Consider the following 25,562-nt stretch of genomic DNA (forward strand, 5'->3'; position numbering starts at 1 on the left):
CGGGCCGTTCGTGTGAAATATCGGCCGAACCAGTCGACCGGCGCACGCAGCGGCAATGAATGGAGGCAGCATCCGGCCCGCACCCACACCCCCGGCACGAAGGACGTCATGATGCCCCGCACCCGCATACCGAGCTCCGGCTCCTCCCGTCTTCTCCGCCGCCCGGCCCGTCGCGGCGCCCTCATAGCGACGACCGGGGCGCTCGCTCTCGCCGGCGCGGGCGTCGGTGCCTGGACGTTCCTCGCGCCGGGTCCGGGCATCCAGGGCGTGAGCGACGGCGCCGTCCTCGACGCACGCGCGGCCGCAGGGGTCAGCGCCTACCTCGCCGCGGGTACGCCCGGCGGCGGGAACAAGCCGCACGCCACCCTGGACGGAGCGGCGGTCCCCCTCACCGCCGAAGGCGCCCGCCTGAAGCTCGCCCTCCCGAAGCTCAAGGAGGGCCGGCACACCCTGGTGGTGTCGGGCGGCAGCGGCCTCCCCTTCGCTTCGTACCGCAAGGTCGTGGGCTTCAGCGTGGACACCACCCCGCCGGAGCTGAAGGTGGCCGACCCGGAGATCAAGAACGCCGCCGCCCCCGTGACCATCACCGGCAACGCCTCCGGCGACGCCCGCGTGAGCGTCAACGGCAAGAAGGTCCCCGTCGACGGGGCCGGCGCCTTCAAGGCCACGGTGCCCAAGGGCACGCCCGTCGTCACGGTCACGGCGGTGGACCGCGCCGGGAACACCACCACCAAGGACGTGTCGGCCCGGGGGCGCCGCCCCATGATCCGCGCCGCGCACATCACCGCCATCGGCTGGGGCGACGACGGGCTCCGCGGCGGCATCCTCGCCCTGGTCCGCAGCGGCAAGCTCAACGCCGTCGAGCTGGACGTCAAGGACGAGGACGGCGAGGTCGGGTACGCCTCCCAGGTCCCGCTGGCCCGCAGGATCGGCGCGGCCAAGGGCTACTACGACGCCCACAAGGCGATCGCCGAGCTCCACGCCGCCGGCGCCCAGGTCATCGGCCGCATCGTGGCCTTCCGCGACCCCAAGCTCGCCGCGGCCGCCTGGAAGTCCGGCGACCAGGACCAGCTCGTACTGACCCCGTCGGGACAGCCCTACGACGGCGGCCACTACGGCGCCCTGTCCTTCACGAACTTCGCCAACCCCACGGTCCGCAAGTACAACCAGGACCTCGCCCTCGAAGCGGCCCGGCTCGGCTTCGACGACATCCTCTACGACTACGTGCGCCGGCCCGACGGCCCGCTGTCGCACATGCGCTTCCCGGGCATCGGCACCGCCACGCCCGAGCAGTCCATCACCTCGTTCGTCGCCGACACCCGCACCGCGCTGCGTCCCCAGGCCAAGTACCTCGGCGTCTCCGTCTTCGGCATCGCCGCGACCCGGCCCACCGAGATCGCCCAGGACATCGGCGCCCTGGTCAAGGTGACCGACTACGTCGCGCCGATGGTCTACCCGTCCCACTGGGCGCCGGGGGAGTACGGCGTCGCACAGCCCGACACCTCCCCGTACGCGATCGTGCAGCGCTCGCTCGCCGACTTCGCCCGTCAGGCGAAGGGCACGCAGACCGAAATCGTCCCGTGGCTGCAGGACTTCTCGATGGGCAGCACCTACGGGCCGGCCGAGGTGGCCGCACAGATCAAGGCGGCCGAAGCCAACAAGATGGAATCCTTCATCCTGTGGAACGCCGGCGCCCGCTACCAGGGCGCGGCACTCCAGCAGATCGCCAAGCACTGACGGGGCCCGGCCGGCGGCCGGGCAGGAGGCGGGTCCCCGGTACCGGGGGCCCGCCGCAGCGCGTTTCAGGCCTTGAGGATCCGTCCCGACACCGCCAGGGTGACGCGCCGCGGCGACAGGGCGGAGGCGAGGGCGGACACGCGGTTGGCGAGACCGGCGACGATGCTGGGCGGGGTCTTGCCGCGCTCCAGCGCGCGCCGCGTGGCGGTCACGACCTGCTCGGGGGTCGCCATCCGGCCGACGGCCGCGTCACGGCTGCCGACGACGTCGAAGAACTCGGTGCTGACCGGCCCTGGAGACACGGCGAGCACGCGCAGCGGGGAGGAGCGGGTCTCGTAGCCGACGGCCTCGGTGAAGCTCAGGACGAAGGCCTTGGTGGCGCCGTAGACCGCCATCGCCGGGGTCGGCTGGTACGCCGCCGCGCTCGCGACGGTGACCAGCGCGCCCCGGCCGTCGGCCACGAGATCGGGCAGGAACGCCCGGGTGAGTTCGGTGACGGCCACGACGTTCAGCTGGATCATCTCGTTGATCCGGGAGACGTCCTGGCGGAGGAAGGGGCCGTGGCTGCCGAAGCCGGCGTTGTTGACGAGGGTGTGGACCGTGATCCCGCGGGCGTCGAGCTCCGCGCGCAGTGAGGCGGCGGCGCCGGGTCGGGCGAGGTCGGCGGCGACGACGTGGGCCGTGACGCCGTAGCGCTTCTCCAGATCCGCCGCGAGCCCTTCGAGCCGGTCGAGGCGGCGGGCCACGAGTACGAGGTCCGCTCCGCGTTCGGCCCACTGGCGGGCGAACTCGACACCGAGGCCGGCACTTGCCCCGGTGATCAGGGCCACTGTTCCCTGGTATGTCATAGGCATGGTCGGCTGCTCCGTTTCCACGTGTTGATGGTCTCGAATGTAGGCGGCGCCACCATTGTAGTCAACGACAACATCTGGAGAGGGGAGCCCGCCTTGACCGAGGGGCCCTACCACCACGGCAACCTCAGGGCCGCTCTGCTGGAGCGCGCGGAGGCCGTCCTCACCGAGTCGGGCGTGGACGGCCTGTCCCTCCGCGCCCTGGCCCGCGACCTCGGCGTGAGCCACGCCGCGCCGTCCCGCCACTTCCGCGACCGGCAGGCACTGCTGGACGCCCTCGCGGTCAGCGGCTTCACCCGGCTGAACGCGCGCCTGCGGACCGCCGCGGAAGCGCCCGGACCGGTGCCGGCGCGCCTGGCCGGCCTGGGGCGGGCGTACGTGGAATTCGCGGTCACCCAGGCACCTCTGCTGGCCCTCATGTTCAGCGCCAAGCACGCCGACGACTCCAGCGCCGAACTCAGGGAACTCGGGCACCACAGCCTCGACACGGCCGCCGCGCTCATCGCGCAGGCGCAGGAGGAGGGTGCCGTCCGCGCGGGCGACCCGGCGCGCCTCGCCCAGGTCGCCTTCTCCACGGTGCACGGCCTGGCCACACTGGCCCTGGGCTCCCTGCTCGACGACACCCCCCTGGCGGAGGCGACCGATCTGGCCCTGGACGTACTGCTGACCGGCCTGCGCCACCCCGACCGCCAGGGTCCCTCCCGGCTCATTTGATCTTGTGACAAGATCACGGGATGCTGCGACTCACCGATTTCATTGTCGATTGCCCGGACACCATGAAGCTGGCCGCCTTCTACTCCGAGGTGACGGGCAGCCCGGTCAAGGAGGGCAGTAACGAGCACTGGGCCGGCATCCAGTTCGGCCAGATCGAACTGGCCTTCATCCAGGTGGAGGACTACCGCGCCCCGCAGTGGCCCGACAGCGAGCACCCCAAGCAATTCCACCTCGACTTCGAGGTCGACGACGTCGAGGCCGAAGAGCGCCGCGTCCTGGCCCTCGGCGCGACCCTGCAGCGGGACTGCATCGGCCCCGAAGGCTACGGCTTCCGCGTCTACACCGACCCCATTGGCCACCCCTTCTGCCTCTGCCGCAACAAGGGTGTCATCTGGACCGATCAGGGCCCCACCTGGCCGAAGCGCGACCAGTAGGCCGTGTTCCGAAGTGAGCTGAGCGGCGGGGTGTCCTGATCGGGAAGGAGCAAGGTCTCCGGCAAGGGCCCATCGACCTGGAAGAGCCCGACACCGGAGGCCTCGTGGCCACCCCGGCGGTGTGTTCCTGCCCCTGCGCCGCGGCGTCACCTCGCCCGCACCAGGGCGGCCGTCGCGGCCAGGTCCAGCCCGTCGTCGGGAAGGTCGTCGGGGTACGGGAGAAGGCCCCGCCGCAGTTCGTGGCACGCCCACCCCGGCCGCACGCCGACGGCCGGCCGGTGTGTCGGTGCGGCTCTGTACCGTGCGGACATGGGCATCTACCTGGTCAGCATCGGCGCGGAGGAGTGGTTCGGTGAGGAAGAGGGAGGGTGGGGGAACGTCGCCTCGGCCTTGAACCGGGAGCTGAGGCGGCGTGGGCTGCCGCCCTACCTGTCCGTGCCCGAGGAAGCCGGATTCGTCCGCGGTTCCGGGCAGTCCTTCGAGGAGAAACTCGTCCCCTCCATGGACGGGTTCGGCGCACTGTGCGAGGCGCACCTCTCGCCCGGGGAGGCGGAAACCCTCTGCGGCTGGACGGTACTGGTGCCGGTGCCCCTCGACGAGGACATCCGGCTGCCCTTCGACGCCGGGTACGACGACGAGTCCCTGATCGCCGGCGCGCCCCGGGTACTGGCCCTCGCGGAGCGGCTGGCAGCGGCCATCGGCCTGCCGGCCGACATCCCGACGGCGTGCGACAACCTCGATCTGACCATGTGGTTCCTGGACGGGGCGGCCCAGGAACTGGCGGCCACCCGGCCAGGACCATGGAGCGAGGACCTGGGAACGGCCTTCTACGTCGCCCTGTACCTGCGCGCCGCCCAGCACTCGATCCGGCGCGGCTGCCCCCTCGTCTACTCCTGAACGGTGTCGCTTCCGGCCGACACGACCACGTCGCGGAGACATCGAGGAAGCCCGGGGCGGCGTCCCGCTACGGCAGCCGGGCGGTTGGCGGCCGACCCGCGCGTGCGTTGGGGCGGGCTCGGCACGGAAGCTGATATTCCGTCATGGAACGCCCACCTGCCGCCCACCGAGAGGGCCCCGGTCCATGCCGTACGCGCCGACGCTCCGACGACGCCTGAACAGGTTGCTCACCGCGTCCCTCGGCGCGCTGCTCGCCGTCGCCGCCACCACCGCCCCGGCCCGGGCGGACGTGGGCAACGTGACGGAGTACCCGGTCACGACCCCCGACAGCTTCCCCGCCGGCATCACGACGGGCCCGGACCGGGCCCTGTGGTTCACCGAGTCCGGGGTCAACCGGATCGGGCGCATCACGACCCGCGGCACCGTCACCGAATACCCGCTGCCGACCGCCGACAGCGTCCCCCAGAACATCACCCAGGGCCCCGACCGCGCCCTGTGGTTCACCGAAAACACCGCCGGCAGGATCGGCCGGATCACGACGAAGGGCCGGGTCACCGAGTTCCCGCTGCCCGGCCCGGGCCGCTTCCCCATCGGGATCGCGCTCGGCGCCGACCGCGCGCTGTGGTTCACCGAGCCGGGAACGAACGCCATCGGACGGATCACGGTCGACGGCACGGTGACCGAGTACGCCCTCCCCACGCCGGACAGCTTCCCGTACTACATCGCGGCCGCCCCCGACGGCTCCGTGTGGTTCACCGAGCTGCTCCCCGGCAAGATCGGCCGGATCAGCCCGTCCGGGCACATCACCGAGTTCCCGCTGTCCAGCGACTTCTCGTTCCCCAGCGGCATCGCGGCCGGACCCGGCGGAATGTGGTTCACCGCAAGCGGGCTGAACTCGGTCGGACGCATCACCCCGCGGGGCGACATCACGCTCTTCCCGCTGCCCGTCCCCGACAACCAGGTCTACGACATCACCCGCGGCCCGGACGGACACATGTGGTACGCCGTGCAGTCCGGCCGCATCGGCCGGATCAGCGGGAGCGGTGCCATCACCGAGTTCGAAGTCCCGGGAGGCGCGGACAAGCTGCCCTTCAACATCACGGCCGGCCCCGACCGGAACATCTGGTTCACCGAGCTGCTGGCCGGCGCCGTCGGCCGGGTCCAGGCCCGCCCGGGCCACGGGGCCCACACGGCCCACCCGGCACCTTCGGGGCGCCCCCGCCCCCTCCACCAGCCGCCCCCGGACCACCGCCCCCTCCACCTCGTGCCCGGTCGGACCGGCTGGCCGCTGCACTGATCGGCTCACGCCCGGCCCCCGCTCCGCGTACGGCGAGTCGAGCTTTCGGCGCCTCGTGCTCCCTGGACCGCCCGGACCGCCCGACGCACCGGCCCCGGGCGCCCGACGGGCCGACAGCCGGGTTCGTTAGGGTCAGGGGAATGGAAGCCCGCACCCCGCCCGTCCTCCTCCTGCCCGCACCCCGCACCTCGACCGCCGAGCTCATCGCCCGGGCGGCGGCCTGGCGTGGCTACGACGTGGCCGACCGGGTGGCGAGCGCCCAGGGGCGCCGGGTGTACTGGTACGGCGGCCCCCGTGCGGCCGCACGCCTTGCCGACCCGCTGGGGCTCGGGCTGCTCGAACCGGCCGACGACTGGCTGACGCACGTACCCCACCCCCTCCTGCGGCGCGAAATACGGCTCACCACCCTCGACGAGGCCCGCGCGCTGCGGAAACGGGCCTTCGTGAAGCCGCCCTCGGCCAAGATCGACCTGCTGCCCGCCGCCGTCCACGAGGACGGGACCAGCCTGCCCGGCGGACTCGACGGCTCCACACCGGTCCTGGTGAGCGGGGTGGTGGAGTTCGCCGCCGAGTACCGGCTGTTCGTCCTCGACGGCGAAGCCGTCACCGGCAGCCGCTACGCCGTCCACGGACACCTCGACCCCGCACCGCTGGACGCCGGCAGCCGCGCCTTCGGGCGTACGGTCCTCGACGCCACGGCCACCGGGCTGCCCAGCGCGGTGTGCCTGGACATCGGCCGGCTCGCGGACGGCGGCTGGGCGGTGGTCGAGGCCAACATGGCCTGGTTCGCCCACTGCTACGCCGCCGAACCGGACCGCGTCCTCGACACGGTGCTCCGCGCCGCCGGCCCCGTCGCCGAGGTCACCGAGCGGGACCGGCCGTACCTGAGCGGCCCGTACCCCCTGAGGGGTGATTCGCCCCGGAAGGGAGCCGACTGACCGTCACAGACCGGTCACAGCCACCACACAGCCGGCCGGCCCCCGCCAGCATGGCCCGATGCGCACACATCACACCGCCGTCCTGCTCGCCGCGGTTGCTGCCCTCAGCACCCTCACCGCCTGCAACCCCCAGGCGAGCACCGACCCCAAGGCCGCCACCCCCGCCCCGGCCGCGCCCCGAACCACGTCACCCTCCGGCCCCGCGCCCGCCGCGAAGACCGCCACCCTGCCCGACCTCGTCGGCAAGGGCCTGCAGACCGCCCAGGACGAAGCACAGGCCGCCGGCTTCCACGCCCTCAAGTCCCACGACGCCCTCGGCCGTGACCGTCTCCAGGCCCTCGACAGGAACTGGAAGGTCTGCTCCCAGTCCCCGGCGCCGGGCAGCGCCGACACCGGTACCACCGTCGACTTCGGCGCCGTCAAGCTCGAAGAGACCTGTCCCGCCACCGACGCCCCGGCCCCGAAACCGGCCGGGAGCACCATGCCGGACTTCGTCGGCCAGGGCATGAAGGCCGTTCGCGCCGCCCTTCCCGGGAACGCGAGCATCACGGTGAAGGACGCGGTCCAGAGCCGCATGGTCCTCCAGGAGTCCAACTGGAAGGTCTGCACCCAGAACCCGGCCGCCGGGACCGCCCTCAACGGGCAGCCCGTCGCCTTCACCGTCGCCAAGACCGAAGAGACCTGCCCCTGACGAGGTGCGCGCCGACCCGGTGGAGCCGCTCCCTCAGGGCTTGTTGAGGTAGGTGAGGACGGCACGGACACGGCGGTTGGTGTCGTCGTCGTCCGTGACCCCGAGCTTGCCGAACAGGGAGGTCGTGTACTTGCTGATGGCGCCCTCGCTGAGGAAGAGGCGGCGCGCGATGGCGTGGTTGGACAGGCCTTCGGCCATCAGGCCCAGCACGGAGTACTCGCGTTCGGTGAGCCGTCCCAGCCCCCGGTCGGGGGCGCTGCCGGACAGCAGCTTCGCGATCACGGCCGGGTCCATGGCGGTGCCGCCCGCCGCCACGCGCTCCAGGGAGCCGATGAACTGGTCGGCGTCGAACACGCTCTCCTTGAGCAGGTATCCGACGCCGCCGGAGCCGTCGGCCAGCAGTTCGCGGGCGTACAGCTGCTCGACGTGCTGGGAGAGGATCAGCACCGGCAGGCCGGGGACCTCGGCGCGGGCGGCGAGGGCCGCGCGCAGGCCCTCGTCCGACTGGGTCGGGGGCATGCGGACGTCGATGACGGACACGTCCGGGCGGTGCGTCCGCAGGGCTTCGAGCGTCTCGGGCCCGGTGGCGGCCGTGGCCACCACCTCGTGCCCGAACGCCTCGATCAGGCGGACCATCCCTTCGCGCAGGAGGTACAGGTCTTCGGCTACGACTATTCGCATGGTACGGCCATCCTCACACGGGTCGGACCGCCCTGGGGACTGGTGATCGCGAGCGTGCCGTCGAAGACGGCCAGGCGGCGGCGCAGACCCGCGAGTCCGCCGCCGGGCCGTGCGTCGGCACCGCCCCGGCCGTCGTCCTCGACCTCCACGACGATGCCCGTGTCGTCCCGAACGAGGGAGACGTGCGCCCGGGCCGCCCCGGCGTGCTTGACCGCGTTGGTGAGGAGCTCGGCGACGCCGAAGTAGACGGCGGACTCGATGGGCGGGTCCAGGCGCAGCGGGCCGCCCGCGCGGACGGCCACGTCGAGCGGGACGTCCAGCGCGAGCGCGCGCACCGCGTCGACGAGGCCGCGTTCGCTGAGGACGGGCGGACTGATGCCCCGGATCAGCTCCCGGAGTTCGGTCAGCGAGGCGGCGGCCCCGGCCCGCGCCTCCCGCATCAGCGCCTTGGCCTGCTCGGGGTCACGGTCCATCAGCCGCTCGGCGGTGGCCAGGCAGAGCCCGAGCGCGACGAGGCGGGCCTGGGCGCCGTCGTGGAGGTCCCGCTCGATGCGGCGGATCTCGGCGGCCTGCGCGACGGTGGCGTCGGCGCGCTGGGAGGTCAGCTCGTCCACCCGCTCCGCCAGCGCCATCGCGGACGAGGGCCGCAGGAAGCGGACGGCCACCCGGTGGAGGGACCGCCAGGCGTACGGGGCGCACCCGACCGCCAGCGCCAGGGCGCCCGCCGCGACGGGACGCGCGACGGTCCCGGGCCGGGCGAGCCCGACGACGGCGACGGCCAGCGCGGCCAACGGGAGGGCGGACAACACCCCGGCGGTGAACGGGGCGATGACGGCGAACCGCAGGTCACGCCAGGTGGCGGGATCGCTCCACCACAGCCGCATCCGCTGGTCCATGACGGCGTCCCGGCGGCTGCGCTCGTAACTGAAGCCGTTCCACCAGTACCCGGTGGACAACTGCATCACCGGCCCGGCCTCCCGGTACCCGGCCGGGATGTCGGTACCGGTCCACCGCGCGACCAGGGACCGGACGGTCCGGCAGACGGTCCGCGCCAGGGCGAGCGTGCCCGCGCACACGATCACGGCGGGCCCGATCCACGACCACGGGTGCTCCGCCCCGCACCACACCCCCAACCCCACGGCGGCGGCCCACACCACGGGCACCAGCATGCAGACGGCGGCGCCGACACACGCCCGTCCGAACCCCACCCCGGCCCGCACCCACCACGAACCCACCCGTCCCACGATTCCCCCTCACTCTGTGTTCGACTCCCCTACTGTGCACCGCCCGGAGCCCCCGACGTCCCGGCCCGGCGGGGGAGTGGGGCTGGCCCCACCCCCCTGTGGGGCCAGGCCGATACCGCCCCGTACGGCTGCTCCGTAGCGTCGTGACCATGGAGACCAACGCGAACACCACGCCCACCGACGCGAACACCACGACCACCGACCCGGCCCTCCTCGCCACCCCGGCCCTCCTCGCCACCCCGGCCGCCCTGGCCGCCTTCGGCAGGACCCGGGCCGCCGTCAAGATCTACGGCGCGCTCACCGCCGCCGCCCTCCTCGCGGTCATCGCCGTCGCGAGCACAGGCCACATGGTGAACCCGTTCATGTGGATCCGCGCGATCCTGCTCCCCCTCATCGCGGTACTGCTCCACCGCCTGGCCCTCTCCGCCTCCCAGGGCTCCCGACGCGCCTTCGAGCGCCTGCGGGGGATCTCGGCCGTCTTCCCGGTCGCGATCGTCGGCGTCGACCTGATCCCGGGCGTCTGCCCGTGGTGGTACGCGGCGGTGCAGGCGCTCTGCGTACTGCCGGTCATCGGCATCGCCCTGACGACGCGCGGTACGACCCTGCGGGCGGCGTTCCCGAAAACGCGCTGAGCCGTGAAAAAGGTGACGTGTTCTGTCACCTTTGGCGTGGACGATGGTGACATGGACAAGGACACCGACACCCAGCACCCCGATGCCCGCCACCCCGACCACAAGCCCCCGCTCGCCGGCCGGATCGCCCTCGTCGCCGGGGCCACCCGCGGCGCCGGACGCGCCCTCGCCGTCGAACTCGGCCGCGCGGGCGCCACGGTCTACGTCACCGGCCGCACCACCCGCGAGCACGTCAGCGAGGTCGGCCGGGCCACGGAGACCATCGAGGAGACCGCGGAGCTCGTCACCGCGGCCGGCGGCACCGGCATCGCGGTGCCCACCGATCACCTCGACGAGGATCAGGTACGGACCCTCGTCGGCCGGATCGACCGTGACCAGGGGAGACTCGACATCCTGGTCAACGACCTCTGGGGCGGCGAGCGCCTGACCGCCGATTCCGTCTTCGGCAAGAAGAGCTGGGAGACGCCCCTCGCCGACGGACTGCGCATCCTGGAACTCGGGGTCCGCTCGCACGTGATCACCGCAGCGCTCGCCCTTCCGCTCCTGGTCCGCTCGGACGCGCCGCTGCACGTGGAGGTCACCGACGGAACGGCACGCTCCAACCGCCGCTACCGCGAGAACCTCTACTACGACCTCGCGAAGAACGCGCCGATCCGGATCGCCTTCGGGCTCGGCGAGGAGCTGGCGGAGTACGGGGGCACGGCGGTCGCCGTCACGCCGGGCTTCCTGCGCTCGGAACAGATGCTCACCTACTTCGGGGTGACGGAGGAGAACTGGCGCGACGCCGTCGCGCGGGAACCGCACTTCGCCATCGCCGAGTCGCCGTACTACCTCGCCCGCGGCCTCGCCGCCCTCGCCGCCGACCCGGACCGGGCGGCCCGCTGGAACGGCAGGTCCGCCTCCAGCGCGGACCTCGCCCAGGCCTACGGCGTACGGGACGTGGACGGCAGCCGGCCGGACGCCTGGGCCTACTTCGAGGACGTCGTGTACGGCGGCAAGGACGCTTCGCCGGACGACTACCGCTGATCCTCCGGCTCCGCGCCGTACAGGGCGGCGAGGGCCTGCGCGTGCTCCCGGAAGCGTGAGCGCAGGCCCTGCGGGGCCAGCACCTCCACCTCGGCGCCGAGACCGGTCAGCTGGGCGAAGGCGACCTCGTCCGACTCCACCGGCAGGTCGAGCGTGACCCGCCCGGCGGCGTCCGGCGCCGACGCGGACGCCATCGCCCGGTCCACGCCCGCCGGATCCGCCACGGCGGGCAGGCGGCCCAGACCCCGCTCCGTCAGACGCACGGTGACGGTCGCGCGCAGCAGCGCCCGGGCGAACCCGGCGGCGTGGTCCCGCCAGTGCGCGGCCAGGTCGAAGGACGGTTCGCGGACGAACGGTTCACCGGCGCCGGGAGCCGGGGACAGCGCGGTGATCCGGTCGACGCGGTAGGTGCGCCAGGCGCCGTCCCGGCCCGGCCCCTCACCCGGGACACGGCCGACGACGTACCACACCCCCGCCTTCAGGACGAGCCCGTACGGTTCCAACAGGCGGGTCACCCCGCGGGGCGCCGCGCCGTCCCGGCCGGGCCGTGCGTACCCCAGCCCGACCGTGAGGTCGGACCACACGGCGCGCGCCAGTTCCGGCAGCAGCTCCGGTGCCGACGGCTCGCGGAACCAGGCCGGGGCGTCGAGGTGGAAGCGGCGCACCGACGACTCGGCCGCCGCCCGCAGCGACGGGAGCAACGTGGCCGACAGCTTCAGCCGGGCCGTGTCCGCCGGGCCCGACAGCCCGAGATCGCGCAGGGCCGTGGGCAGACCGGAGAGGTAGAGCGTCTCCGCCTCGGTGGGATGCAGCGTGGTCAGCCGCGTCCGGTGGCCCGGCGCCAGCCGGTAGCCGCCCGTACGACCGCGCTCCGACCGGACGGGCACGCCCGCCTCCTGCAGGGCCTGCGCGTCGCGGATCACCGTCCGCTCGGAGACGCCCAGCTCCCGGGCGAGGGCCGCGGCGGTCAGGCCGGGGGTCGACTGGACGAGGAGGGCCATACGGATCAGGCGGGCAGCACGCATGACCAAAGGATCGCGGACCGGGCGCCCCGGCACCCACCGGGTGGATGCGGACCGACCCTGTCTGCAAGGGGGTGCCCTCTGGGTCGGCCGGCGCACCCCGGTCCCGGAACAGGGCGGAGGGTGCCACGGGGAGAGGCGCGATCATCCTGTCCCAGGACATCCAGCTGCTGGAGCGGGCCCTGGCCCACACCGGGCACACGACCACCTCGGCGGACGCCGGCCCGGCGAGGTCTTGGGACCTCGCCACCGCCACAGGCCAGGACCGCACCGGCGCCCCCCACGCCGTCGAGGCCGTGCTGCACACCCGGTACGGCAACTACCCCGACGCCGTACTGCCCGGGACCGGCATGTTCGGCCCGGCCAGGAGCGTCCCGGCAGACGCCCCCGCCTCCGATCGGCTCGCCGCCTGCTTCGGCCGCACCGTCTGACCGGGGTACGGACTCCTGAACCCGGCGAGTGGCCTCACTCGGTGGTGTGAACCGTCCCCGCGCATGCCCGTGGTACCCGTGGCGGCTCTCGAAACCGCGGAATCCGGGGTGGTGCGTCAGACCTAGACTCCACGCCCATGTCGCTATGGCTGCTCAACCACTTCAGCACCGTCACGCTGTCCGTCGTCGCCGTCGGGGGAACCGTCCTGCTGGCGGTGGCCGGCAGCGTGCTGCTGCGCCGCAGGCACCCGACACTGGCCCAGGGAGAGCACAACGACATGGTCGGCGTGACGCTGGGGATGTTCGGCGCCATCTACGGGATCATCCTCGCGTTCGTGATCGTCACCCTGTGGACGCAGTTGGAGGACACCCAGACCATCGTCGCCTCCGAGGCCACCAACGCGGCGCTCATCACCCGGGACGCCGGCGCGTTCCCGCAACCGGTGCGCGCCCGACTCGACGCGGCCGTGAGCGGCTACGTCCACGCCGTCGTCGAGGACCAGTGGCCCCGGATGCGCGCGGGGAACCCCAGCTACGGGGCCACGGAATCCCATCTCCAGGACGCGTTCCGAGCCCTCCAGACGTACGACCCGCACGGCCAGGCGGAGCAGGTCTTCTACGAGCAGGCCGTCGACCACCTCAACGACATCGCCTCCCAACGCCGTGCCCGCCTCACCATGGCGCGCCGGGAACTGCCCCCGCTGCTCCAGGCCCTGGCCTTCGGCGGTGCACTGGTCCTGATCCCGCTCACGTTCCTCTACGGTCTGCGCAAGCTGCGGGTCCAGGTCCTGTTCGTCGCCTCCGTCGCCGGACTCGTCGGCTTCAGCCTGCTGCTGGTCTTCGTCCTGGACCGCCCCTTCTCCGGGGACCTCAGCGTCAGCCCCGCCCCGTACCGCGAAGGAGCACTCGCCCAGTACTGGAACCACTGAAGGAGCGGCCCGAGGCCACCGGGGACACCGGCGTGGCTCGCTTGACCCGTCGGGTCGGGGACTGCAAAGTCGGACGGGCACCGAGCGGGTGCCGGCACCCCCGCCCACCGGGCACGCGTGCACCTCGCCCGCCCGGGAGACCGGGCGGCCCTGACCTCCGGGAGCGGTCGTGCCGATGGTCGTCGACCTGATCGTGATCGCCACGGCCATCACCCTCGGCCCCCTGCACAACAGCGGCTTCATCCTGCTGCTCGCGTCGCGCCGGGGTGTCCGCAAGGGCCTCGTCTTCCTGCTGTCCTGGCTGGCCAACCTTGTGGCCGTCGTCGCCTGCGTCGTGCTCCTGACCGGCGGGACGCCGCCCCTCCACCACAGCACGCCGTCGACCGCCGCGGTCGCCGGCAAGCTGGCGATCGGCGTCGGCCTGGTGCTGTTCGGCGGCTACCGGCTCCGGCGGCCGCCCCGCCCGCACCGGCCACCGAGCTGGACCGCCCGCGTGGACAACGCCTCGCTGGGCACCGCCGCCGCACTCGCCTGGCTGCTCCAGCCGTGGGCCCTGGTCGGCGCCGGCGCGGCCACGGTCGTCGACGCCGACCTCTCCTCCCTCTCCGACTGGCTCGCCCTGACCGGCTACTGCCTGCTGGCCACCCTCAGCCTGCTGGTCATGGAGCTCTACACCGTCTGGGCGCCGGGCGTCGCCCAGGCCCGGCTGCACGCCCTGCGGACCTGGCTTGAGCACCACCAGGACCAGCTGATCGTCACCATCGCCCTGCTGGCCGGAATCTGGCTGACCGCCAGCAGCATCTTCACACTGGTCTCCTGACGACCCACCGGTGCCGCCCCCTTCCCCACCACCCCCGCGGTTGACCCTCCCCCTACGTCAGGCTTCAGGCTGTGAGCCAACGAAAGGGCAGGTCCATGAGCTACACCGTCGGTCAGGTCTCGGCCTTCGCCGGGGTCACCGTACGCACGCTGCACCACTACGACCGGACGGGACTCCTCTCGCCCGGCGACCGCAGCCGGACCGGGTACCGCCGCTACGACGACGCCGACCTTGCGCGGCTCCAGCAGATCCTCTTCTACCGCGAACTGGGCTTCGCCCTCGACGAGATCGCCGAGATCCTCGCCGACCCGCAGGCGAACGCACTGGACCACCTGCGGACGCGGCAGCGGCGGCTGGCCGAGGAGATCGCCCGCCTCCAGCGGCTCGCCGAGGTGGCCGAGCGGGCGGTCGAGGTCCAGCAGACCGGGGTGTCCCTGACGCCCGAGGAACGCTTCGAGGTCTTCGGCGAGATCGCCTTCGACCTCAGCTACGCCACCGAAGCACAGTTGAAGTGGAGCCACTCCGACGGGCACCGGGAGGCGATGGCCCGTGCGGCGGCCCACACCAAGGAGGACTGGCGCCGGCTGATGGGCGAGGCGGCCGACTGGCGTGCGGAGCTGCTCGCCGCCTTCGACGACGGCGAACCGGCCGACGGCGAACGGGCGATGGACATCGCCGAGGCGCACCGGCTCCACGTGAGCCGCTGGTTCACGCCGTGCCCGCCGGACATGCACCGGCGCATCGCCGACGACTTCGCCGCCGACCCGCGCGCCTTCGCCCTCGTCGTGCCGCCCTCGCAGCAGCGACCGGGTCTGGCCGGCCACCTGCACGAGGCGGTCCACGCGAACGCCTCGCGCCGCGCCGGTGGCCGGCCCCGGCCCTTGCCCCAGCCCCTGCCCCTTTCGAACGACACCCCACACATGAGGAAGACCCATGAGGATCCTGATAGCCACGGCCGGCTCGCGCGGTGACGTCGCCCCCTACACCGGCCTCGGCGTCGCACTGAGCCGTGCCGGACACGAGGTCGCGCTGGCCGCCACGGGGACCTTCGAGCCCCTGGCCACGGAAGCCGGACTGGAGTTCCGGCCCCTGCCCGCGGACCACCGGGCGCACGGGAGCGCCCGCGGCAAGCGCGAACTGCTACGGGCGGCCGCCGCGTTCGTCACCGACCTGGGGGAGGGGTTCGCCGGTGCGGTGGACCGGGGCACCGACGTGCTCCTGCTGTCGGCCACCACCGCGCCGCTCGGCTGGCACGTCGCGGAGGCCGCCGGGACGCCGAGCATGGGCGTGTACCTCCAGCCCACCACCCCGACGGGCGACTTCCCCCCGACCGTGACGGGAACCCGCTCGCTGGGCCGGCTCGGCAACCGCGCGGCCGGGCGGTTCGCCCTGCACATGGCCGACCGGGTCTTCGAACCGGCCGTGGCAAGGCTGCGAGCCCGCCTGGACCTGCCGCCGCTGACCGCCGCACGCATGCGCCGACGCCAGGCACAGGCCAGGTGGCCCGTTCTGCACGGCTTCAGTACGGCACTGCTGCCACGCCCCTCCGACTGGGCGGCCGGCCTGGCGGTGACCGGTCCCTGGTGGCCGTACGTCGGCGCGGACCGGCGGCTGCCCGCGGAACTGGAGGACTTCCTGGCGGCGGGACCGCCGCCGGTGCTCGTCGGCTTCGGCAGCATGGCCGCGGGGGAGGGCGAACGGCTCGGCGAGATCGCCGTACGCGCACTGCGGCGCGCGGGGCTGCGCGGCGTACTCCAGTCGGGCAGTGCCGGGCTCGCCGCCGACGCGGACGACGTCCTGACGGTCGGCGACCTCCCGCACGCCCTGCTGTTCCCCAGGCTGGCGGCCGTCGTTCACCACGCCGGAGCCGGTACGGCGGCGGCGGCGCTGCGCGCCGGGGTGCCGTCGGTCACGGTGCCGGTGACCGCGGACCAGCCGTTCTGGGCCGGACGGCTCGCGGCGGTGGGCGCCGCCCCGGTCCCGATACCGTTCCGCTCCCTGACCGCCGAGGGCCTCGGCGACGCGCTCGCGAAGGTGGTCCGGGAGCCTTCGTACGCGGCCGCCGCCGCAGCCGCGGCGCGCCACATCGCGGTGGAGGACGGCGAGGCCGCCCTGGTGTCGGCCGTGGGACGGCTGATCGGGTGATCCGGACCGGCGCCCCTCACCCGTCCGCGGGGCGGCGCCGGACACGGGAGCCCGTCGGTTGACCCGGACCGGCCGGACCGTCGTCGTCACCGGTGCCTCCAGCGGTCTCGGCGCCGTCACCGCCAGGGAGCTGGCGAGGGCCGGGGCACACGTGGTCCTCGCCGTCCGCGACACGGCGCGGGGCGAACGCCTCGCGGCCACCCTGACCGGCAGCGTCGAGGTCCGTCCCCTCGACCTGGCCGACCTGTCCTCCGTCCGGGCCTTCGCCGCCGGCTGGGACCGTCCTCTCGACGTCCTCGTCAACAACGCCGGAGTCATGGCGATCCCCGAGGCCCGTACGGCCGACGGCTTCGAGATGCAGCTCGGCACCAACCACCTCGGGCCCTTCGCCCTGACGAACCTGCTGCTCCCGTACCTCACCGACCGCGTCGTCACCGTGGCCTCGAACGCCCACCGCGGGCCGGGCGTGGACATCGACTTCGACGACATCAACTCCCAGCGCGCGTACCGGCCCCGACGGCCGCGGCGAGCTGCGCGGTCACCCCGGCCCCGCCCGGCGCAGCCCCCACGCCGAGGACGACCTGAGGGCCTCCAGGCTGTGGGACCGCTCCGAACGGCTCACCGGGGTCCGCTTCCGGCGTGTATGAATATTTCGTGAACGGCCCAACCGTGAACCCGGTTTGATCATCTTCTCGGCCGAGTCCGACACCGCCCCCGAGGTGACGGCTCGCGATCGAGGAGGTCCGCACCCCCCATGAGGCTGCCCCGCAAACACCGCGCGGACGGCACCGGTAGTACGGATGACACCGGAAGCCCCCAGCAGACGGAAGGCCGCAAGCGCGCACGGCGCCCTGCGGGCCGGGCGAAGAGCCGCAGGAGAGCCGCCCGCAAGGCGCGCCGCCGCCTCATCGACTTCCCCAGACGCGGCAGACGGGGCTGGCGGCGCTGGACACCCTCCTGGAAACTGACCTCCGGCTTCTTCCTGCTCTTCGTCGCCGCCCTCGCCGGCCTCTTCACCGCCGTCTACATACAGGTCGAGATCCCGGACGCACACGACTCCGCGCGCCGGCAGGCCACCGTCTACTACTGGGCGGACGGCAGCCGGATGGTGAGCGTCGGCGATGTGAACCGGCAGGACGTGAAGCTCGCCGAGGTGCCCGAATCCGTCCAGCGGGCCGTCATCGCGGCGGAGAACGCGGACTTCTACAGCGACTCGGGCGTCTCGCTGACGGGCATCGGCCGCGCCGCCGTCAACATCGTCAAGGGCGAGGAGACCCAGGGAGGTTCGACGCTCACCCAGCAGTACGTGAAGAACACCTACCTGAGCCAGGACCAGACCGTCGAGCGAAAGATCAAGGAGCTCTTCCTCTCCCTGAAGGTCAGCAACCGGCGGCCCAAGGCGGAGATCCTTGAGGGGTACCTCAACACGTCCTGGTTCGGCCGCGACGCGTACGGCGTCCAGGCGGCCTCGTACGCGTACTACGGCATCCCCGCCAAGGAGCTGAACCCCGGTCAGGGCGCCCTGCTGGCCGCGGTCCTCAAAGGCGCGGAGAGCTTCGACCCCTCCCTGAGCGCCGAGAACCGCCAACGGGCCGAGGACCGCTGGAGCTGGATCCTGGACCGTCAGGTCGCCACGGGGTCGATGAGCGCCGAGGAACGCGCGAAGTACACCCGCTTCCCCGAGCCGAAGTCCCCCGTCAAGCCGACCAGCCAGGCCGGGCAGATCGGCTACCTCGTCGACATCGCCAACAAGTACCTCAAGAGCCGCACCGGGATCACGGGCAAGGAGCTGGCCGGCGGCGGTTACGCCGTCCACACCACCTTCGAGAAGGACAAGGTGCTCGCGCTGACCAAGGCCGTCGAGCAGGTGAGCGCGGAACGACTGGACCCGAAGAAGCGTGCGGAGGACCAGTTCGTGCAGGTCGGCGCCGCCTCGATACGGCCCAAGGACGGTGCGGTCGTCGCGGTCTACGGCGGCTCCGACGCCATCGAGCACTTCACCAACAACGCCGACACCTCGGGGGTGCCGGCGGCTTCGGCGTTCAAACCCTTCGTGTACGCCGCCGCCGTGGAGAAGGAACTCGAAGGGAAGGAACGTTCCGCCGAGGTCGCGGCCCCGGAGCCCGCGAAGCCCACGCCGAGCGGGTCCGCACCGGCCGGTCCGACGACGGCCTCCGTCAGCCTCCACGGGGCGCTGGTGAACTCCGACCACACGCCGTTCGTGGAGAGCGGCAAGAAGATCGGGTTGACGAAGATCAAGGATCTCGCGGTCGCGTCGGGACTGCGCGAGGAGAGCATGGCCAAGCTGGAGCCGACCTTCTCCATCGGCACCTCCACCCCCAGCGCCGTCCGGCTGGCCAGCGCCTACACCACCTTCGTCAACCAGGGCCGGGCCACCGAGCCCTGCTCGGTGACCAAGGTCGAGCGGAACGGCGTCGCGGTGGACGGCCTGGGCCGGCCCAAACCGCGTCGGGCGATGAGCTCCGAGGCGGCCGCGACGGTCAGCGCGGCGCTGCGGCAGGTGAGCTGGAGCACCGTCGGACCGCCGCAGGGGCAGCGGAACCAGCTTCCGTCCTGGGCGGGCAAGACCGGTCCGAACGACCGCATGAACTCCGCCTGGTTCATCGGTGCGACGCAGGAACTGAGCACCTCGGTCGCGATGTTCCGCACGAAGCCGGACGTCCCGCAACTCCTGCCCATGCAGGGCGTGGGAGGCCCCGACTCCGACCGGGGCAGCGCCTTCCCGCCCCTGATCTGGAAGGCCTACAACGAGGCGACGGCGCCTACATCGCAGCCTCCGTCGCCGGGCCCGCGGGACCACCCCTGACGGTCCCGCAGCGGGGGACGCCCGCGGGTACCGGCCGGGGGCGCGACCGACGCGATTGCGCCCCCGACGGATCCCCCCGAGCTCACCCGGCCGCACCACCACGCGCAGCGTGCCGGAGCGAGAAGGGCAAGGCCGCCGGGTGATTCAGGCTGATTCCTCCCGCATGGAGGAGAGGACCCTGCCCAGCGTGTCGCCCTGATGCCGGGACGGGCTGTCGGAGAAGGCGGCCTGGGCCCGGTCGAGGTCGTCGAGCCTTAAGGGGCGGGGCACTTGGGGGACCAGTCGAATGACCAGGGGGCGGACCTCCGCCTGATCGTACGCGGCGAGCTTGTGGTGTCCGTCGAGGAGGTAGCCCACCCGGCTTTCGGCTGTGGGGAAGAGCGCGACCAGTGCCGGAAGGTCGCCCCCGGCGCGGATGCTGTCGCGGTAGCGGCGCACCGCCCCGTGGTCGCGTGGCGGCCAGGCGTCGGTGGTCACCAGCGCGAGCTCCTCGTCGGCGTACCAGCTCCGGACCTGGAGGGCGCGCGGGTGGACCACGCGCAGGTGGTGCGGAGCGAGCGCGGCCGTCATCACGTACCGCCCGGGGGGCAGCAGTGACAGCAGCGGGCGCAGGGATTCCGGATCCGGTGGCTCGGCTTGGCCGGTGCGCGGATCCGGGACGAGGCCGGGGGCGCCGAGCCACTCGATGAGGTACTTGACGTCGGAGAGCCCGGGGCTGCCCGTGCCCGCGCGGGCCGCCAGCCACCCCATGCTCCCGCAGCCGTCGTTGGCTTCCGGGAACTCCGGATCGCCCGCGAGCAGAAGCAGGCTGCCGCTCTCGCCCCCGGTCACCTCGATGACCCCGTGTCCGTCGGTCACGTCGAACGACACGGAGCGGGCGAGCCGACGCGACTGTCTGATCATCGGCCGATCCTATGGGCGACCGCCCAGGTCGCAGTGGAGGTCGGCACCGCGCCGCACCACATTCCCCCCAGCGCCTGGTCGACGACGATCCGTGGCACCGGCCCGAGACAGTCCGCAGCCCGGCACCCAGCGCTGCCGCCGCGCCCGCTCCAGCCAGGTGGTGACCTCACGCCGGAACGCCGGGTCCTTGTAGACGTCCTCCCTGGCGAGCCACTCCAACTCGCGCAGGACCCCCGGGGAACGGGCGGGGTCGCGTACCGCGTACACGCCGACACCCGATGCGTAGGTGTCCGCCAAGAGCCGGACGCTGTCGTCCTGGGCCGAGGGCGGGACCGCGCCGGGCAGCACCTCGATCCCGGCTCTCAGCAGTGGCCTGAGTACCTTGCGGTGACTCTCCTGCCGGCCCGGACCTCTTCCCCCCTTCCCGCGTCGGCCCGCTCGCCGGGTGTCCGAGCCGGGCGTTAGCCTCGGCCCATGATCCCCGCTCGGCCCCTGAAGGCCATCACCCGTCACCGCGACGGACTGATCCACGCCTACACGATCGAATCCGGTGCGCTCGGGATGCTGGAGCCCGCCGCGGTGTTCCGGCCGCCGGGCGGCGACGAGGTGGTCGCGTCGGCGGTCCGGCCCGATCTGGAGCGGGTCGTGTACACGACGCTGAACGGCGTCGTCTGCCTCACCCGCGCCGGTGACCCGGTGTGGGCGTCGGACTTCGAGCCGCACTCCGACGTCGCCACGGCCACCGCCCCGGTTGCGCGCTGTCCCTGGACGGCCGGACCGCGTGGGTCTACCGGCCGGACGCGATGGCGGGACGCGGGGGCGGGGACCGGTGGGTGGTGTACGACGTGGACACCGGGGCGGTCCTCGCCCGCCGGGAGCTGGAGACGGTGGGGCACGCCGCCGGCCACCACGTGCACCCCGTGGACGGCAGCGTCTACCTCGATGTCGGGGAGGGGCAGGACGGCTCCGTCATCTTCCGGGGTACGACCGGGGCCGACGGTGAGGTGGAGTTCGTGGCGTACCCGTGGTGGGACCGCTGCCTGATCGACCTCGCGCCGGGCGGGGAGCAGTTCATGACCGTCGACCACGGTCAGGCGGACGTGGCCTTCCACCGCCACCCCGACGGCGACGTCCTCTTCACCCTCCCCGTCGAGGCCTTCGGGTACGACCCGGCGGAGACCTTCGTGGAATGGAGCGGCGGCTACCTGACCCCGGACACCGCCGTCGTGGTCCTGGGCGGTGAGGACGAGGAGGAGTGGTTCCGGTACCACCTGGTCGACGTGCACACGGGCACGGTCGGCGGTGAGATCGCTGTGGAGGTGACCAGCCCCTACGAATTCGTGCCCCTGGGCGACGGCTCCTGGCTCACCGGAGGCCCCGTGCGCCGTTCCCGGGCCACCGCCGGTACGGACCCGGACCCGGCGATCCCCCGCGGCTGAGCAGAGGTCACGCCGATGCCTCGATGCCGAGCTCGGCGAGCAGCCCGCGGATGCGCCGCTCGATCTCGTCCCGGATCGGGCGGACGGCCGCGACGCCTTGTCCCGCGGGGTCGGTCAGGGTCCAGTCCAGGTACCGCTTGCCGGGGAAGTAGGGGCAGGCGTCGCCGCAGCCCATCGTGATCACGACGTCGGAGGACCGGACCGCCTCCACCGTCAGCACCTTCGGGATCTCGGCGGAGATGTCGATGCCCGCCTCGGCCATGGCCTCGACGACGGCCGGGTTCACGGTGTCGGCGGGAGCGGAGCCGGCGGAGCGGACCTGGACCCGGTCCCCGCCGAGGTGCGTGAGGAAGGCGGCGCCCATCTGGGAGCGGCCGGCGTTGTGGACGCACACGAACAGCACGGACGGGACGGTGGGGGTGCTCATGAGATCGACGCGCTTTCTACGGAGGGACGGGCGGCGGGGACGGGCGTGCCCGCCGGGGTGGGGGCCGGCCGGCCGAAGCAGGCGGCGACGAGCCCCAGGCCGAGGACGCCGCCGAGGAGTTGGGCGGTGATGAACGGCAGGAGGGAGGCGGGGGCGATTCCGGCGAAGGTGTCGGTGAACGTACGGCCGATGGTGACGGCGGGGTTGGCGAAGGAGGTGGAGGAGGTGAACCAGTACGCCGCCCCGATGTAGGAGGCGACGAGGACCGGCGCCTGGTGCGCGCGTCCGACCCGGGCCAGTCCGAAGACGAGCCAGACCAGCCCTGCGGTGGCCACCACCTCGCCCAGCCACAGGTGCCCGCCCCACCGGTCATGGGAGGAGAGGGCCGTGACCGGCCGCGCGAACATCGCGTCGGCGAGTACCGCGCCGCCGATCGCCCCGGCGACCTGCGCCGGCACGTACGCGGCGACCTCGCGCAGGGGGAGCCCGTCACCGCCGCGGCGCCCTGTGAACCAGGAGGCCAGCGTGACGACCGGGTTGAAGTGCGCCCCGGAGACCGGCCCGAGGAAGGCGATCAGTACGCCGAGGCCGAAGACGGTGGCCAGGGAGTTGGCCAGCAGCTGCACCCCGACGTCCCGGGTCAGCCCGGTGGCCTGGATGCCGGATCCCACCACCACCGCGACCAGGGCCGCGGTTCCGGCCGCCTCGACCGCCACGCGCCGGGCCAGGGGCGCCGAGGCGCTCACGCGCCGGCCTTCGCGGGCGCGGCGGGGATCTGGAGCAGGGCGGACAGCTGGGCCAGGGCCTGGGGGATCACCCAGTAGTACACCCACGTTCCGCGCCGCTCGGAGCCGACCAGCCCGGCCTCGCGCAGCACCTTCAGGTGGTGGGAGATCGTCGGCTGGGAGACGTCGAACGGGCCGGTCAGATCGCACACGCAGGCCTCGCCCCCCTCGTACGAGGCGATCAGCGACAGCAGTCGCAACCGGATGGGGTCCGACAGCGCCTTGAACATCCGCGACAGCCCGACCGCCGCCTCCTCGCCCAGGGGCTCGCGGACCATCGGCGCGCAGCACGCCGCGTCTTCCTGCCCGAGCACCGGCAGACCAGCTTGTTTCGACATGTCTCTATGTTGACAGCCATCTAATCCGGCGGCAAGCTCTTCTGTATCGACGAATGTCGAAACAGCAATCCCCCGGAAGGGGAGACCGTCATGTCCCGTGTCCAGCTCGCCCTGCGCGTCGCCGACCTGCAGGGCTCGATCGCCTTCTACTCCAAGCTCTTCAACACCACCCCGGCCAAGCTCCGGCCCGGCTACGCCAACTTCGCCATCGCCGAGCCGCCGCTCAAGCTCGTCCTGATCGAGGGCGAGGCGGACGAGCCCACCCGCCTCGACCACCTCGGCGTCGAGGTCGCCACCACCGAGGACGTCACCGCCGCCACGACCCGCCTCAAGCAAGCGGGGCTCGCCACCTTCGAGGAGAACGACACCTCCTGCTGCTACGCCCTCCAGGACAAGGTCTGGGTGACCGGTCCCGGCGAGGAGCCGTGGGAGGTCTACGTCGTCAAGGCCGACGCGGGCACGCTCGGCAGGACCGGCGGAAGTGCCCCTCAGGCCTGCTGCGGCACCTCGGGCGAACACCCCGGCGTCCGGGACGGCGCTTGACGACGGCCGGACCGTTTGACGGACGGACGGACCACTCGCCGCCGATTGGCCCTCGACCCGGAACCTCGCGCCGGGGAGGATCAAGATCCGACACCGGATGTGAGGGAGCGCAGTGATGCAGGTAGCCGTGGTCACTTTCGACGGGTTCAACGAGCTCGACAGCTTCATCGCCTCCGCGTTGATCAACCGGTGCCGCAAGGACGGCCTGGAAGCCTTCATCACGACCCCGACGCCGGTGGTCACCTCGATGAGCGGCGTCGAGGTGACGGGGCAGCGCCCGATGGAGTTCGTGACGGAAGCCGACGTCGTGCTGATCGGCAGCGGGGTGAAGACGCGGGACGTGGTCGCCGACGACCGGCTGATCTCCAGACTGGTCCTGGATCCCTCGCGACAGCTGATCGGCGCGCAGTGCTCCGGCGCCCTGGTGCTGGCCCGGCTCGGGTTCCTGGGCACCATGCCGGCCTGCACGGACACGACGAGCCGGCCCTTCGTCGAAGCCTGCGGCGTCACCGTGCTCGACGCGCCGTTCCACACGGAGGGGAACATCGCCACGGCGGGCGGTTGCCTGGCGTCCCAGTACCTCGCCGCATGGGTGATCGCCCGCACGCTCGGGGAGGACGCCGCGCGCGACGTCATCGACTACGTGGCTCCCGTCGGCGAGAAGCAGGAGACCGTCGAACGCGCCCTGCGCGCCCTGCGCGCCGTCCGCACGGGCGAAACCGTACTGCGCTGACACGCCGCGAGCGACGTGGTCAGCAGCCGAGGAAGGACAGCCGGACCTCGCGGTGGGGATTGTCCCGGTTGGTGTCCACCAGGGTGACGGACTGCCAGGTACCCAGCCGCAGCGCACCGTCGATCACGGGGAGCGTCACATGGGGCGGGACGAACGCGGGCAGCACGTGGTCGCGCCCGTGGCCGGTCGAGCCGTGCCGGTGCTGCCAGCGGTCGTCGGCGGGCAGCAACGACCGCAGGGCGGCCAGGAGGTCGTGGTCGCTGCCCGCTCCCGTCTCGATGACGGCGAGACCGGCCGTCGCGTGCGGAGTGAAGACGTTGAGCAGTCCGCTCCGGCCCCGTGCCACTTCACCCAGGAAGGAGACGCACGCGGCGGTCAGGTCGTGGACGGTCTCCCGGTCCCCTGTCGTCACGTCCACCGTGCGTGAAACGAAGGTATCGGCCATGGCTCCGTCCTCGCCGCTCGTCCCGTTCATCACAGGGAGGCCGGCGGCGTCCAGCCCGGATCGCGCCCGCTCAGTCCCACCGCCCGGTCCAGCAGCGGAGCGTCGTCCGGTACGGGCACCACGGCCCCGAAGATGCCCCCGCCCCGGCTCTCGTCCTGCGCGGCGGCCAGCAGGAACGCGTGCGAGGTACGCAGCGCGGCCTGATCGGGCGCGTACTCCTGGCCGGTGGCCCTGGCCAGGTCCCAACCGTGGATCACCAGTTCGTCGACGGCCACCGCACCCGCGATGTCACCGGGCAGGTCCACACCGCCCGCGCGGGTCATGCCGGCCCAGGCGGCCGGATCCCGCCAGGCCTCGGCCAGTTCGTCGAGGACCCGGGGCAGTTCCGTGCGCCAGGACGCAGGCAGGGAGGGCGCGGCCGCGCCCGGAGCCGTGTCCGTCGTGGAGCCCAGGTCCTTGCGGGCAGCGTCCCGGAAGGCGACGGCGAGGCCCGCGAGGTGGCCCAGCAGGTCACCGACCGCGTAGGCGGGGCAGGGCGTCCGGCCTCCGAGCCCGGCGTCCGGGACGCCCGCCACGAGACGGGCCACGATCCCGGCCTGCGGTCCGAGGTCGAGAGTCGTCGTATCGGTCATC

27 protein-coding genes and 2 pseudogenes are annotated in these 25,562 nt (G+C 72.9%); 19 read left to right on the forward strand and 10 right to left on the reverse strand.

Translation table 11 applies throughout. From position 1 onward, the window contains the following. The first annotated feature begins 12 nt into the window (after positions 1-12). Complete coding sequence (locus SLAV_RS36140) at positions 13-1,737, forward strand: putative glycoside hydrolase (RefSeq protein ID WP_244225265.1); 1,725 nt, start codon at positions 13-15, stop codon at positions 1,735-1,737. Positions 1,738-1,802: 65 nt separating this feature from the next. Here SLAV_RS36140 and SLAV_RS36145 read toward each other — a convergent pair whose 3' ends face one another. Next, a complete protein-coding gene (locus tag SLAV_RS36145; protein WP_100661162.1) occupies positions 1,803-2,591 on the reverse strand; it encodes an SDR family NAD(P)-dependent oxidoreductase in 789 nt (262 codons plus the stop codon). Between the two features lie 93 nt (positions 2,592-2,684). Between SLAV_RS36145 and SLAV_RS36150 the strand changes: the two genes are divergently transcribed. The 6 genes from SLAV_RS36150 (at position 2,685) to SLAV_RS36180 (ending at position 7,559) form a co-directional block, all read left to right on the forward strand. Next, positions 2,685-3,302 (forward strand): TetR/AcrR family transcriptional regulator, encoded by a 618-nt coding sequence (locus SLAV_RS36150; protein WP_100661163.1) that lies wholly within the window; start codon positions 2,685-2,687, stop codon positions 3,300-3,302. Between the two features lie 20 nt (positions 3,303-3,322). Then, a complete protein-coding gene (locus SLAV_RS36155; RefSeq protein WP_100661164.1) occupies positions 3,323-3,736 on the forward strand; it encodes a VOC family protein in 414 nt (137 codons plus the stop codon). A gap of 309 nt (positions 3,737-4,045) precedes the next feature. Continuing rightward, a complete protein-coding gene (locus SLAV_RS36160) occupies positions 4,046-4,633 on the forward strand; it encodes a hypothetical protein (RefSeq protein ID WP_100661165.1) in 588 nt (195 codons plus the stop codon). Between the two features lie 184 nt (positions 4,634-4,817). Further along, positions 4,818-5,930, forward strand: a complete 1,113-nt coding sequence (locus tag SLAV_RS36165; protein ID WP_208754743.1) for a Vgb family protein — start codon at positions 4,818-4,820, stop codon at positions 5,928-5,930. Positions 5,931-6,070: 140 nt separating this feature from the next. Next, positions 6,071-6,868 (forward strand): ATP-grasp domain-containing protein, encoded by a 798-nt coding sequence (locus SLAV_RS36175; RefSeq protein ID WP_100661166.1) that lies wholly within the window; start codon positions 6,071-6,073, stop codon positions 6,866-6,868. Between the two features lie 58 nt (positions 6,869-6,926). Next, positions 6,927-7,559 (forward strand): hypothetical protein, encoded by a 633-nt coding sequence (locus SLAV_RS36180; protein WP_100661167.1) that lies wholly within the window; start codon positions 6,927-6,929, stop codon positions 7,557-7,559. A gap of 33 nt (positions 7,560-7,592) precedes the next feature. On the opposite strand, the gene SLAV_RS36185 is transcribed toward SLAV_RS36180, so the two are convergent. Further along, entirely contained in the window at positions 7,593-8,240 is a 648-nt protein-coding gene (locus tag SLAV_RS36185) for a response regulator transcription factor (protein WP_100661168.1), read from the reverse strand. Continuing rightward, positions 8,231-9,484, reverse strand: a complete 1,254-nt coding sequence (locus tag SLAV_RS36190) for a sensor histidine kinase (protein ID WP_208754744.1) — start codon at positions 9,482-9,484, stop codon at positions 8,231-8,233. Before SLAV_RS36190 ends, SLAV_RS36185 begins: the two co-directional genes overlap by 10 nt. Positions 9,485-9,633: 149 nt before the next feature. Here SLAV_RS36190 and SLAV_RS36195 point away from each other — a divergent pair, with 149 nt between their 5' ends. Together SLAV_RS36195 and SLAV_RS36200 are read left to right on the forward strand one after the other, a co-directional pair. Continuing rightward, a complete protein-coding gene (locus SLAV_RS36195) occupies positions 9,634-10,116 on the forward strand; it encodes a hypothetical protein (RefSeq protein WP_244225266.1) in 483 nt (160 codons plus the stop codon). Positions 10,117-10,167: 51 nt separating this feature from the next. After that, positions 10,168-11,142 (forward strand): SDR family oxidoreductase, encoded by a 975-nt coding sequence (locus SLAV_RS36200; protein ID WP_208754745.1) that lies wholly within the window; start codon positions 10,168-10,170, stop codon positions 11,140-11,142. On the opposite strand, the gene SLAV_RS36205 is transcribed toward SLAV_RS36200, so the two are convergent. Further along, positions 11,133-12,167 (reverse strand): helix-turn-helix transcriptional regulator, encoded by a 1,035-nt coding sequence (locus tag SLAV_RS36205; RefSeq protein WP_100661170.1) that lies wholly within the window; start codon positions 12,165-12,167, stop codon positions 11,133-11,135. The two genes, SLAV_RS36200 and SLAV_RS36205, sit on opposite strands and share 10 nt — an antisense overlap. A gap of 44 nt (positions 12,168-12,211) precedes the next feature. On the opposite strand from SLAV_RS36205, the gene SLAV_RS36210 reads away from it, so the two are divergent. The 7 genes and pseudogenes from SLAV_RS36210 to SLAV_RS36240 all read left to right on the forward strand — a co-directional run bounded on the left by SLAV_RS36210 (position 12,212) and on the right by SLAV_RS36240 (position 19,316). After that, the gene (locus SLAV_RS36210; RefSeq protein ID WP_100661171.1) at positions 12,212-12,595 is read left to right on the forward strand and encodes a DinB family protein; all 384 of its coding nucleotides are present in this window, start codon (positions 12,212-12,214) and stop codon (positions 12,593-12,595) included. Between the two features lie 137 nt (positions 12,596-12,732). Beyond that, entirely contained in the window at positions 12,733-13,524 is a 792-nt protein-coding gene (locus SLAV_RS36215; protein WP_100661172.1) for a bestrophin-like domain, read from the forward strand. Between the two features lie 175 nt (positions 13,525-13,699). Then, positions 13,700-14,344, forward strand: a complete 645-nt coding sequence (locus SLAV_RS36220) for a GAP family protein (protein ID WP_100661173.1) — start codon at positions 13,700-13,702, stop codon at positions 14,342-14,344. A 95-nt stretch (positions 14,345-14,439) separates the two neighbouring features. Beyond that, positions 14,440-15,315 (forward strand): MerR family transcriptional regulator, encoded by an 876-nt coding sequence (locus tag SLAV_RS36225; protein ID WP_100661174.1) that lies wholly within the window; start codon positions 14,440-14,442, stop codon positions 15,313-15,315. After that, positions 15,278-16,489 carry a glycosyltransferase gene (locus SLAV_RS36230; RefSeq protein WP_100661175.1) on the forward strand — a complete coding sequence of 404 codons (1,212 nt, stop codon included), beginning with the start codon at positions 15,278-15,280 and terminating at the stop codon, positions 16,487-16,489. The genes SLAV_RS36225 and SLAV_RS36230 overlap by 38 nt, the downstream gene beginning before the upstream one ends. A gap of 58 nt (positions 16,490-16,547) precedes the next feature. Beyond that, a pseudogene (locus SLAV_RS36235) lies at positions 16,548-17,006 on the forward strand (SDR family NAD(P)-dependent oxidoreductase); the annotation flags it as partial. A 237-nt stretch (positions 17,007-17,243) separates the two neighbouring features. Continuing rightward, positions 17,244-19,316 carry a transglycosylase domain-containing protein gene (locus SLAV_RS36240; RefSeq protein ID WP_100661177.1) on the forward strand — a complete coding sequence of 691 codons (2,073 nt, stop codon included), beginning with the start codon at positions 17,244-17,246 and terminating at the stop codon, positions 19,314-19,316. A gap of 144 nt (positions 19,317-19,460) precedes the next feature. Here SLAV_RS36240 and SLAV_RS36245 read toward each other — a convergent pair whose 3' ends face one another. Then, positions 19,461-20,219: a hypothetical protein gene (locus tag SLAV_RS36245; protein WP_100661178.1), complete on the reverse strand. Its 759-nt coding sequence runs from the start codon at positions 20,217-20,219 to the stop codon at positions 19,461-19,463. A 474-nt stretch (positions 20,220-20,693) separates the two neighbouring features. Here SLAV_RS36245 and SLAV_RS43730 point away from each other — a divergent pair. Beyond that, positions 20,694-21,658, forward strand: a pseudogene (locus SLAV_RS43730) (hypothetical protein). Positions 21,659-21,665: 7 nt separating this feature from the next. Here the strand turns inward: SLAV_RS43730 and SLAV_RS36260 are convergent. From SLAV_RS36260 to SLAV_RS36270, 3 genes are read right to left on the reverse strand one after another with little or no spacing between them, the layout of a single operon-like run. Beyond that, positions 21,666-22,085 (reverse strand): arsenate reductase ArsC, encoded by a 420-nt coding sequence (locus SLAV_RS36260; RefSeq protein WP_100661180.1) that lies wholly within the window; start codon positions 22,083-22,085, stop codon positions 21,666-21,668. Beyond that, positions 22,082-22,831: an aquaporin gene (locus tag SLAV_RS36265; RefSeq protein ID WP_100661181.1), complete on the reverse strand. Its 750-nt coding sequence runs from the start codon at positions 22,829-22,831 to the stop codon at positions 22,082-22,084. The genes SLAV_RS36260 and SLAV_RS36265 overlap by 4 nt, the downstream gene beginning before the upstream one ends. Beyond that, positions 22,828-23,208, reverse strand: a complete 381-nt coding sequence (locus SLAV_RS36270; RefSeq protein WP_100661182.1) for an ArsR/SmtB family transcription factor — start codon at positions 23,206-23,208, stop codon at positions 22,828-22,830. Before SLAV_RS36270 ends, SLAV_RS36265 begins: the two co-directional genes overlap by 4 nt. 90 nt (positions 23,209-23,298) lie before the next feature. Here SLAV_RS36270 and SLAV_RS36275 point away from each other — a divergent pair, with 90 nt between their 5' ends. Both SLAV_RS36275 and SLAV_RS36280 read left to right on the forward strand, forming a co-directional pair. After that, on the forward strand, positions 23,299-23,751 hold the full coding sequence (locus tag SLAV_RS36275; RefSeq protein ID WP_100661183.1) for an ArsI/CadI family heavy metal resistance metalloenzyme: 453 nt from the start codon (positions 23,299-23,301) through the stop codon (positions 23,749-23,751). A 115-nt stretch (positions 23,752-23,866) separates the two neighbouring features. Then, a complete protein-coding gene (locus SLAV_RS36280) occupies positions 23,867-24,484 on the forward strand; it encodes a DJ-1/PfpI family protein (RefSeq protein WP_100661184.1) in 618 nt (205 codons plus the stop codon). 19 nt (positions 24,485-24,503) lie between these two features. Here SLAV_RS36280 and SLAV_RS36285 read toward each other — a convergent pair whose 3' ends face one another. Both SLAV_RS36285 and SLAV_RS36290 read right to left on the reverse strand, forming a co-directional pair. After that, a complete protein-coding gene (locus tag SLAV_RS36285) occupies positions 24,504-24,929 on the reverse strand; it encodes a secondary thiamine-phosphate synthase enzyme YjbQ (RefSeq protein WP_100661357.1) in 426 nt (141 codons plus the stop codon). 29 nt (positions 24,930-24,958) lie between these two features. Beyond that, the gene (locus SLAV_RS36290) at positions 24,959-25,561 is read right to left on the reverse strand and encodes a TIGR03086 family metal-binding protein (RefSeq protein WP_100661185.1); all 603 of its coding nucleotides are present in this window, start codon (positions 25,559-25,561) and stop codon (positions 24,959-24,961) included. Position 25,562 lies beyond the last annotated feature (1 nt).

Source organism: Streptomyces lavendulae subsp. lavendulae, assembly GCF_002803845.1.
Classification (GTDB): domain Bacteria; phylum Actinomycetota; class Actinomycetes; order Streptomycetales; family Streptomycetaceae; genus Streptomyces; species Streptomyces lavendulae.

Bases quoted from the DNA above. Each gene is read 5' to 3' on its own strand.
- SLAV_RS36215 (WP_100661172.1), top strand. From the start codon at position 12,733: ATGTCGCTATGGCTGCTCAACCACTTCAGCACCGTCACGCTGTCCGTC.
- SLAV_RS36285 (WP_100661357.1), bottom strand. From the start codon at position 24,929: ATGGCCGATACCTTCGTTTCACGCACGGTGGACGTGACGACAGGGGAC.
- SLAV_RS36275 (WP_100661183.1), top strand. From the start codon at position 23,299: ATGTCCCGTGTCCAGCTCGCCCTGCGCGTCGCCGACCTGCAGGGCTCG.
- SLAV_RS36165 (WP_208754743.1), top strand. From the start codon at position 4,818: ATGCCGTACGCGCCGACGCTCCGACGACGCCTGAACAGGTTGCTCACC.
- SLAV_RS36145 (WP_100661162.1), bottom strand. From the start codon at position 2,591: ATGCCTATGACATACCAGGGAACAGTGGCCCTGATCACCGGGGCAAGT.
- SLAV_RS36210 (WP_100661171.1), top strand. From the start codon at position 12,212: ATGCGGACCGACCCTGTCTGCAAGGGGGTGCCCTCTGGGTCGGCCGGC.
- SLAV_RS36290 (WP_100661185.1), bottom strand. From the start codon at position 25,561: ATGACCGATACGACGACTCTCGACCTCGGACCGCAGGCCGGGATCGTG.
- SLAV_RS36270 (WP_100661182.1), bottom strand. From the start codon at position 23,208: ATGTCGAAACAAGCTGGTCTGCCGGTGCTCGGGCAGGAAGACGCGGCG.
- SLAV_RS36240 (WP_100661177.1), top strand. From the start codon at position 17,244: ATGAGGCTGCCCCGCAAACACCGCGCGGACGGCACCGGTAGTACGGAT.
- SLAV_RS36180 (WP_100661167.1), top strand. From the start codon at position 6,927: ATGCGCACACATCACACCGCCGTCCTGCTCGCCGCGGTTGCTGCCCTC.
- SLAV_RS36175 (WP_100661166.1), top strand. From the start codon at position 6,071: ATGGAAGCCCGCACCCCGCCCGTCCTCCTCCTGCCCGCACCCCGCACC.
- SLAV_RS36230 (WP_100661175.1), top strand. From the start codon at position 15,278: ATGAGGATCCTGATAGCCACGGCCGGCTCGCGCGGTGACGTCGCCCCC.
- SLAV_RS36160 (WP_100661165.1), top strand. From the start codon at position 4,046: ATGGGCATCTACCTGGTCAGCATCGGCGCGGAGGAGTGGTTCGGTGAG.
- SLAV_RS36260 (WP_100661180.1), bottom strand. From the start codon at position 22,085: ATGAGCACCCCCACCGTCCCGTCCGTGCTGTTCGTGTGCGTCCACAAC.
- SLAV_RS36220 (WP_100661173.1), top strand. From the start codon at position 13,700: ATGGTCGTCGACCTGATCGTGATCGCCACGGCCATCACCCTCGGCCCC.
- SLAV_RS36200 (WP_208754745.1), top strand. From the start codon at position 10,168: ATGGACAAGGACACCGACACCCAGCACCCCGATGCCCGCCACCCCGAC.
- SLAV_RS36280 (WP_100661184.1), top strand. From the start codon at position 23,867: ATGCAGGTAGCCGTGGTCACTTTCGACGGGTTCAACGAGCTCGACAGC.
- SLAV_RS36225 (WP_100661174.1), top strand. From the start codon at position 14,440: ATGAGCTACACCGTCGGTCAGGTCTCGGCCTTCGCCGGGGTCACCGTA.
- SLAV_RS36155 (WP_100661164.1), top strand. From the start codon at position 3,323: ATGCTGCGACTCACCGATTTCATTGTCGATTGCCCGGACACCATGAAG.
- SLAV_RS36205 (WP_100661170.1), bottom strand. From the start codon at position 12,167: ATGCGTGCTGCCCGCCTGATCCGTATGGCCCTCCTCGTCCAGTCGACC.
- SLAV_RS36245 (WP_100661178.1), bottom strand. From the start codon at position 20,219: ATGATCAGACAGTCGCGTCGGCTCGCCCGCTCCGTGTCGTTCGACGTG.
- SLAV_RS36195 (WP_244225266.1), top strand. From the start codon at position 9,634: ATGGAGACCAACGCGAACACCACGCCCACCGACGCGAACACCACGACC.
- SLAV_RS36185 (WP_100661168.1), bottom strand. From the start codon at position 8,240: ATGCGAATAGTCGTAGCCGAAGACCTGTACCTCCTGCGCGAAGGGATG.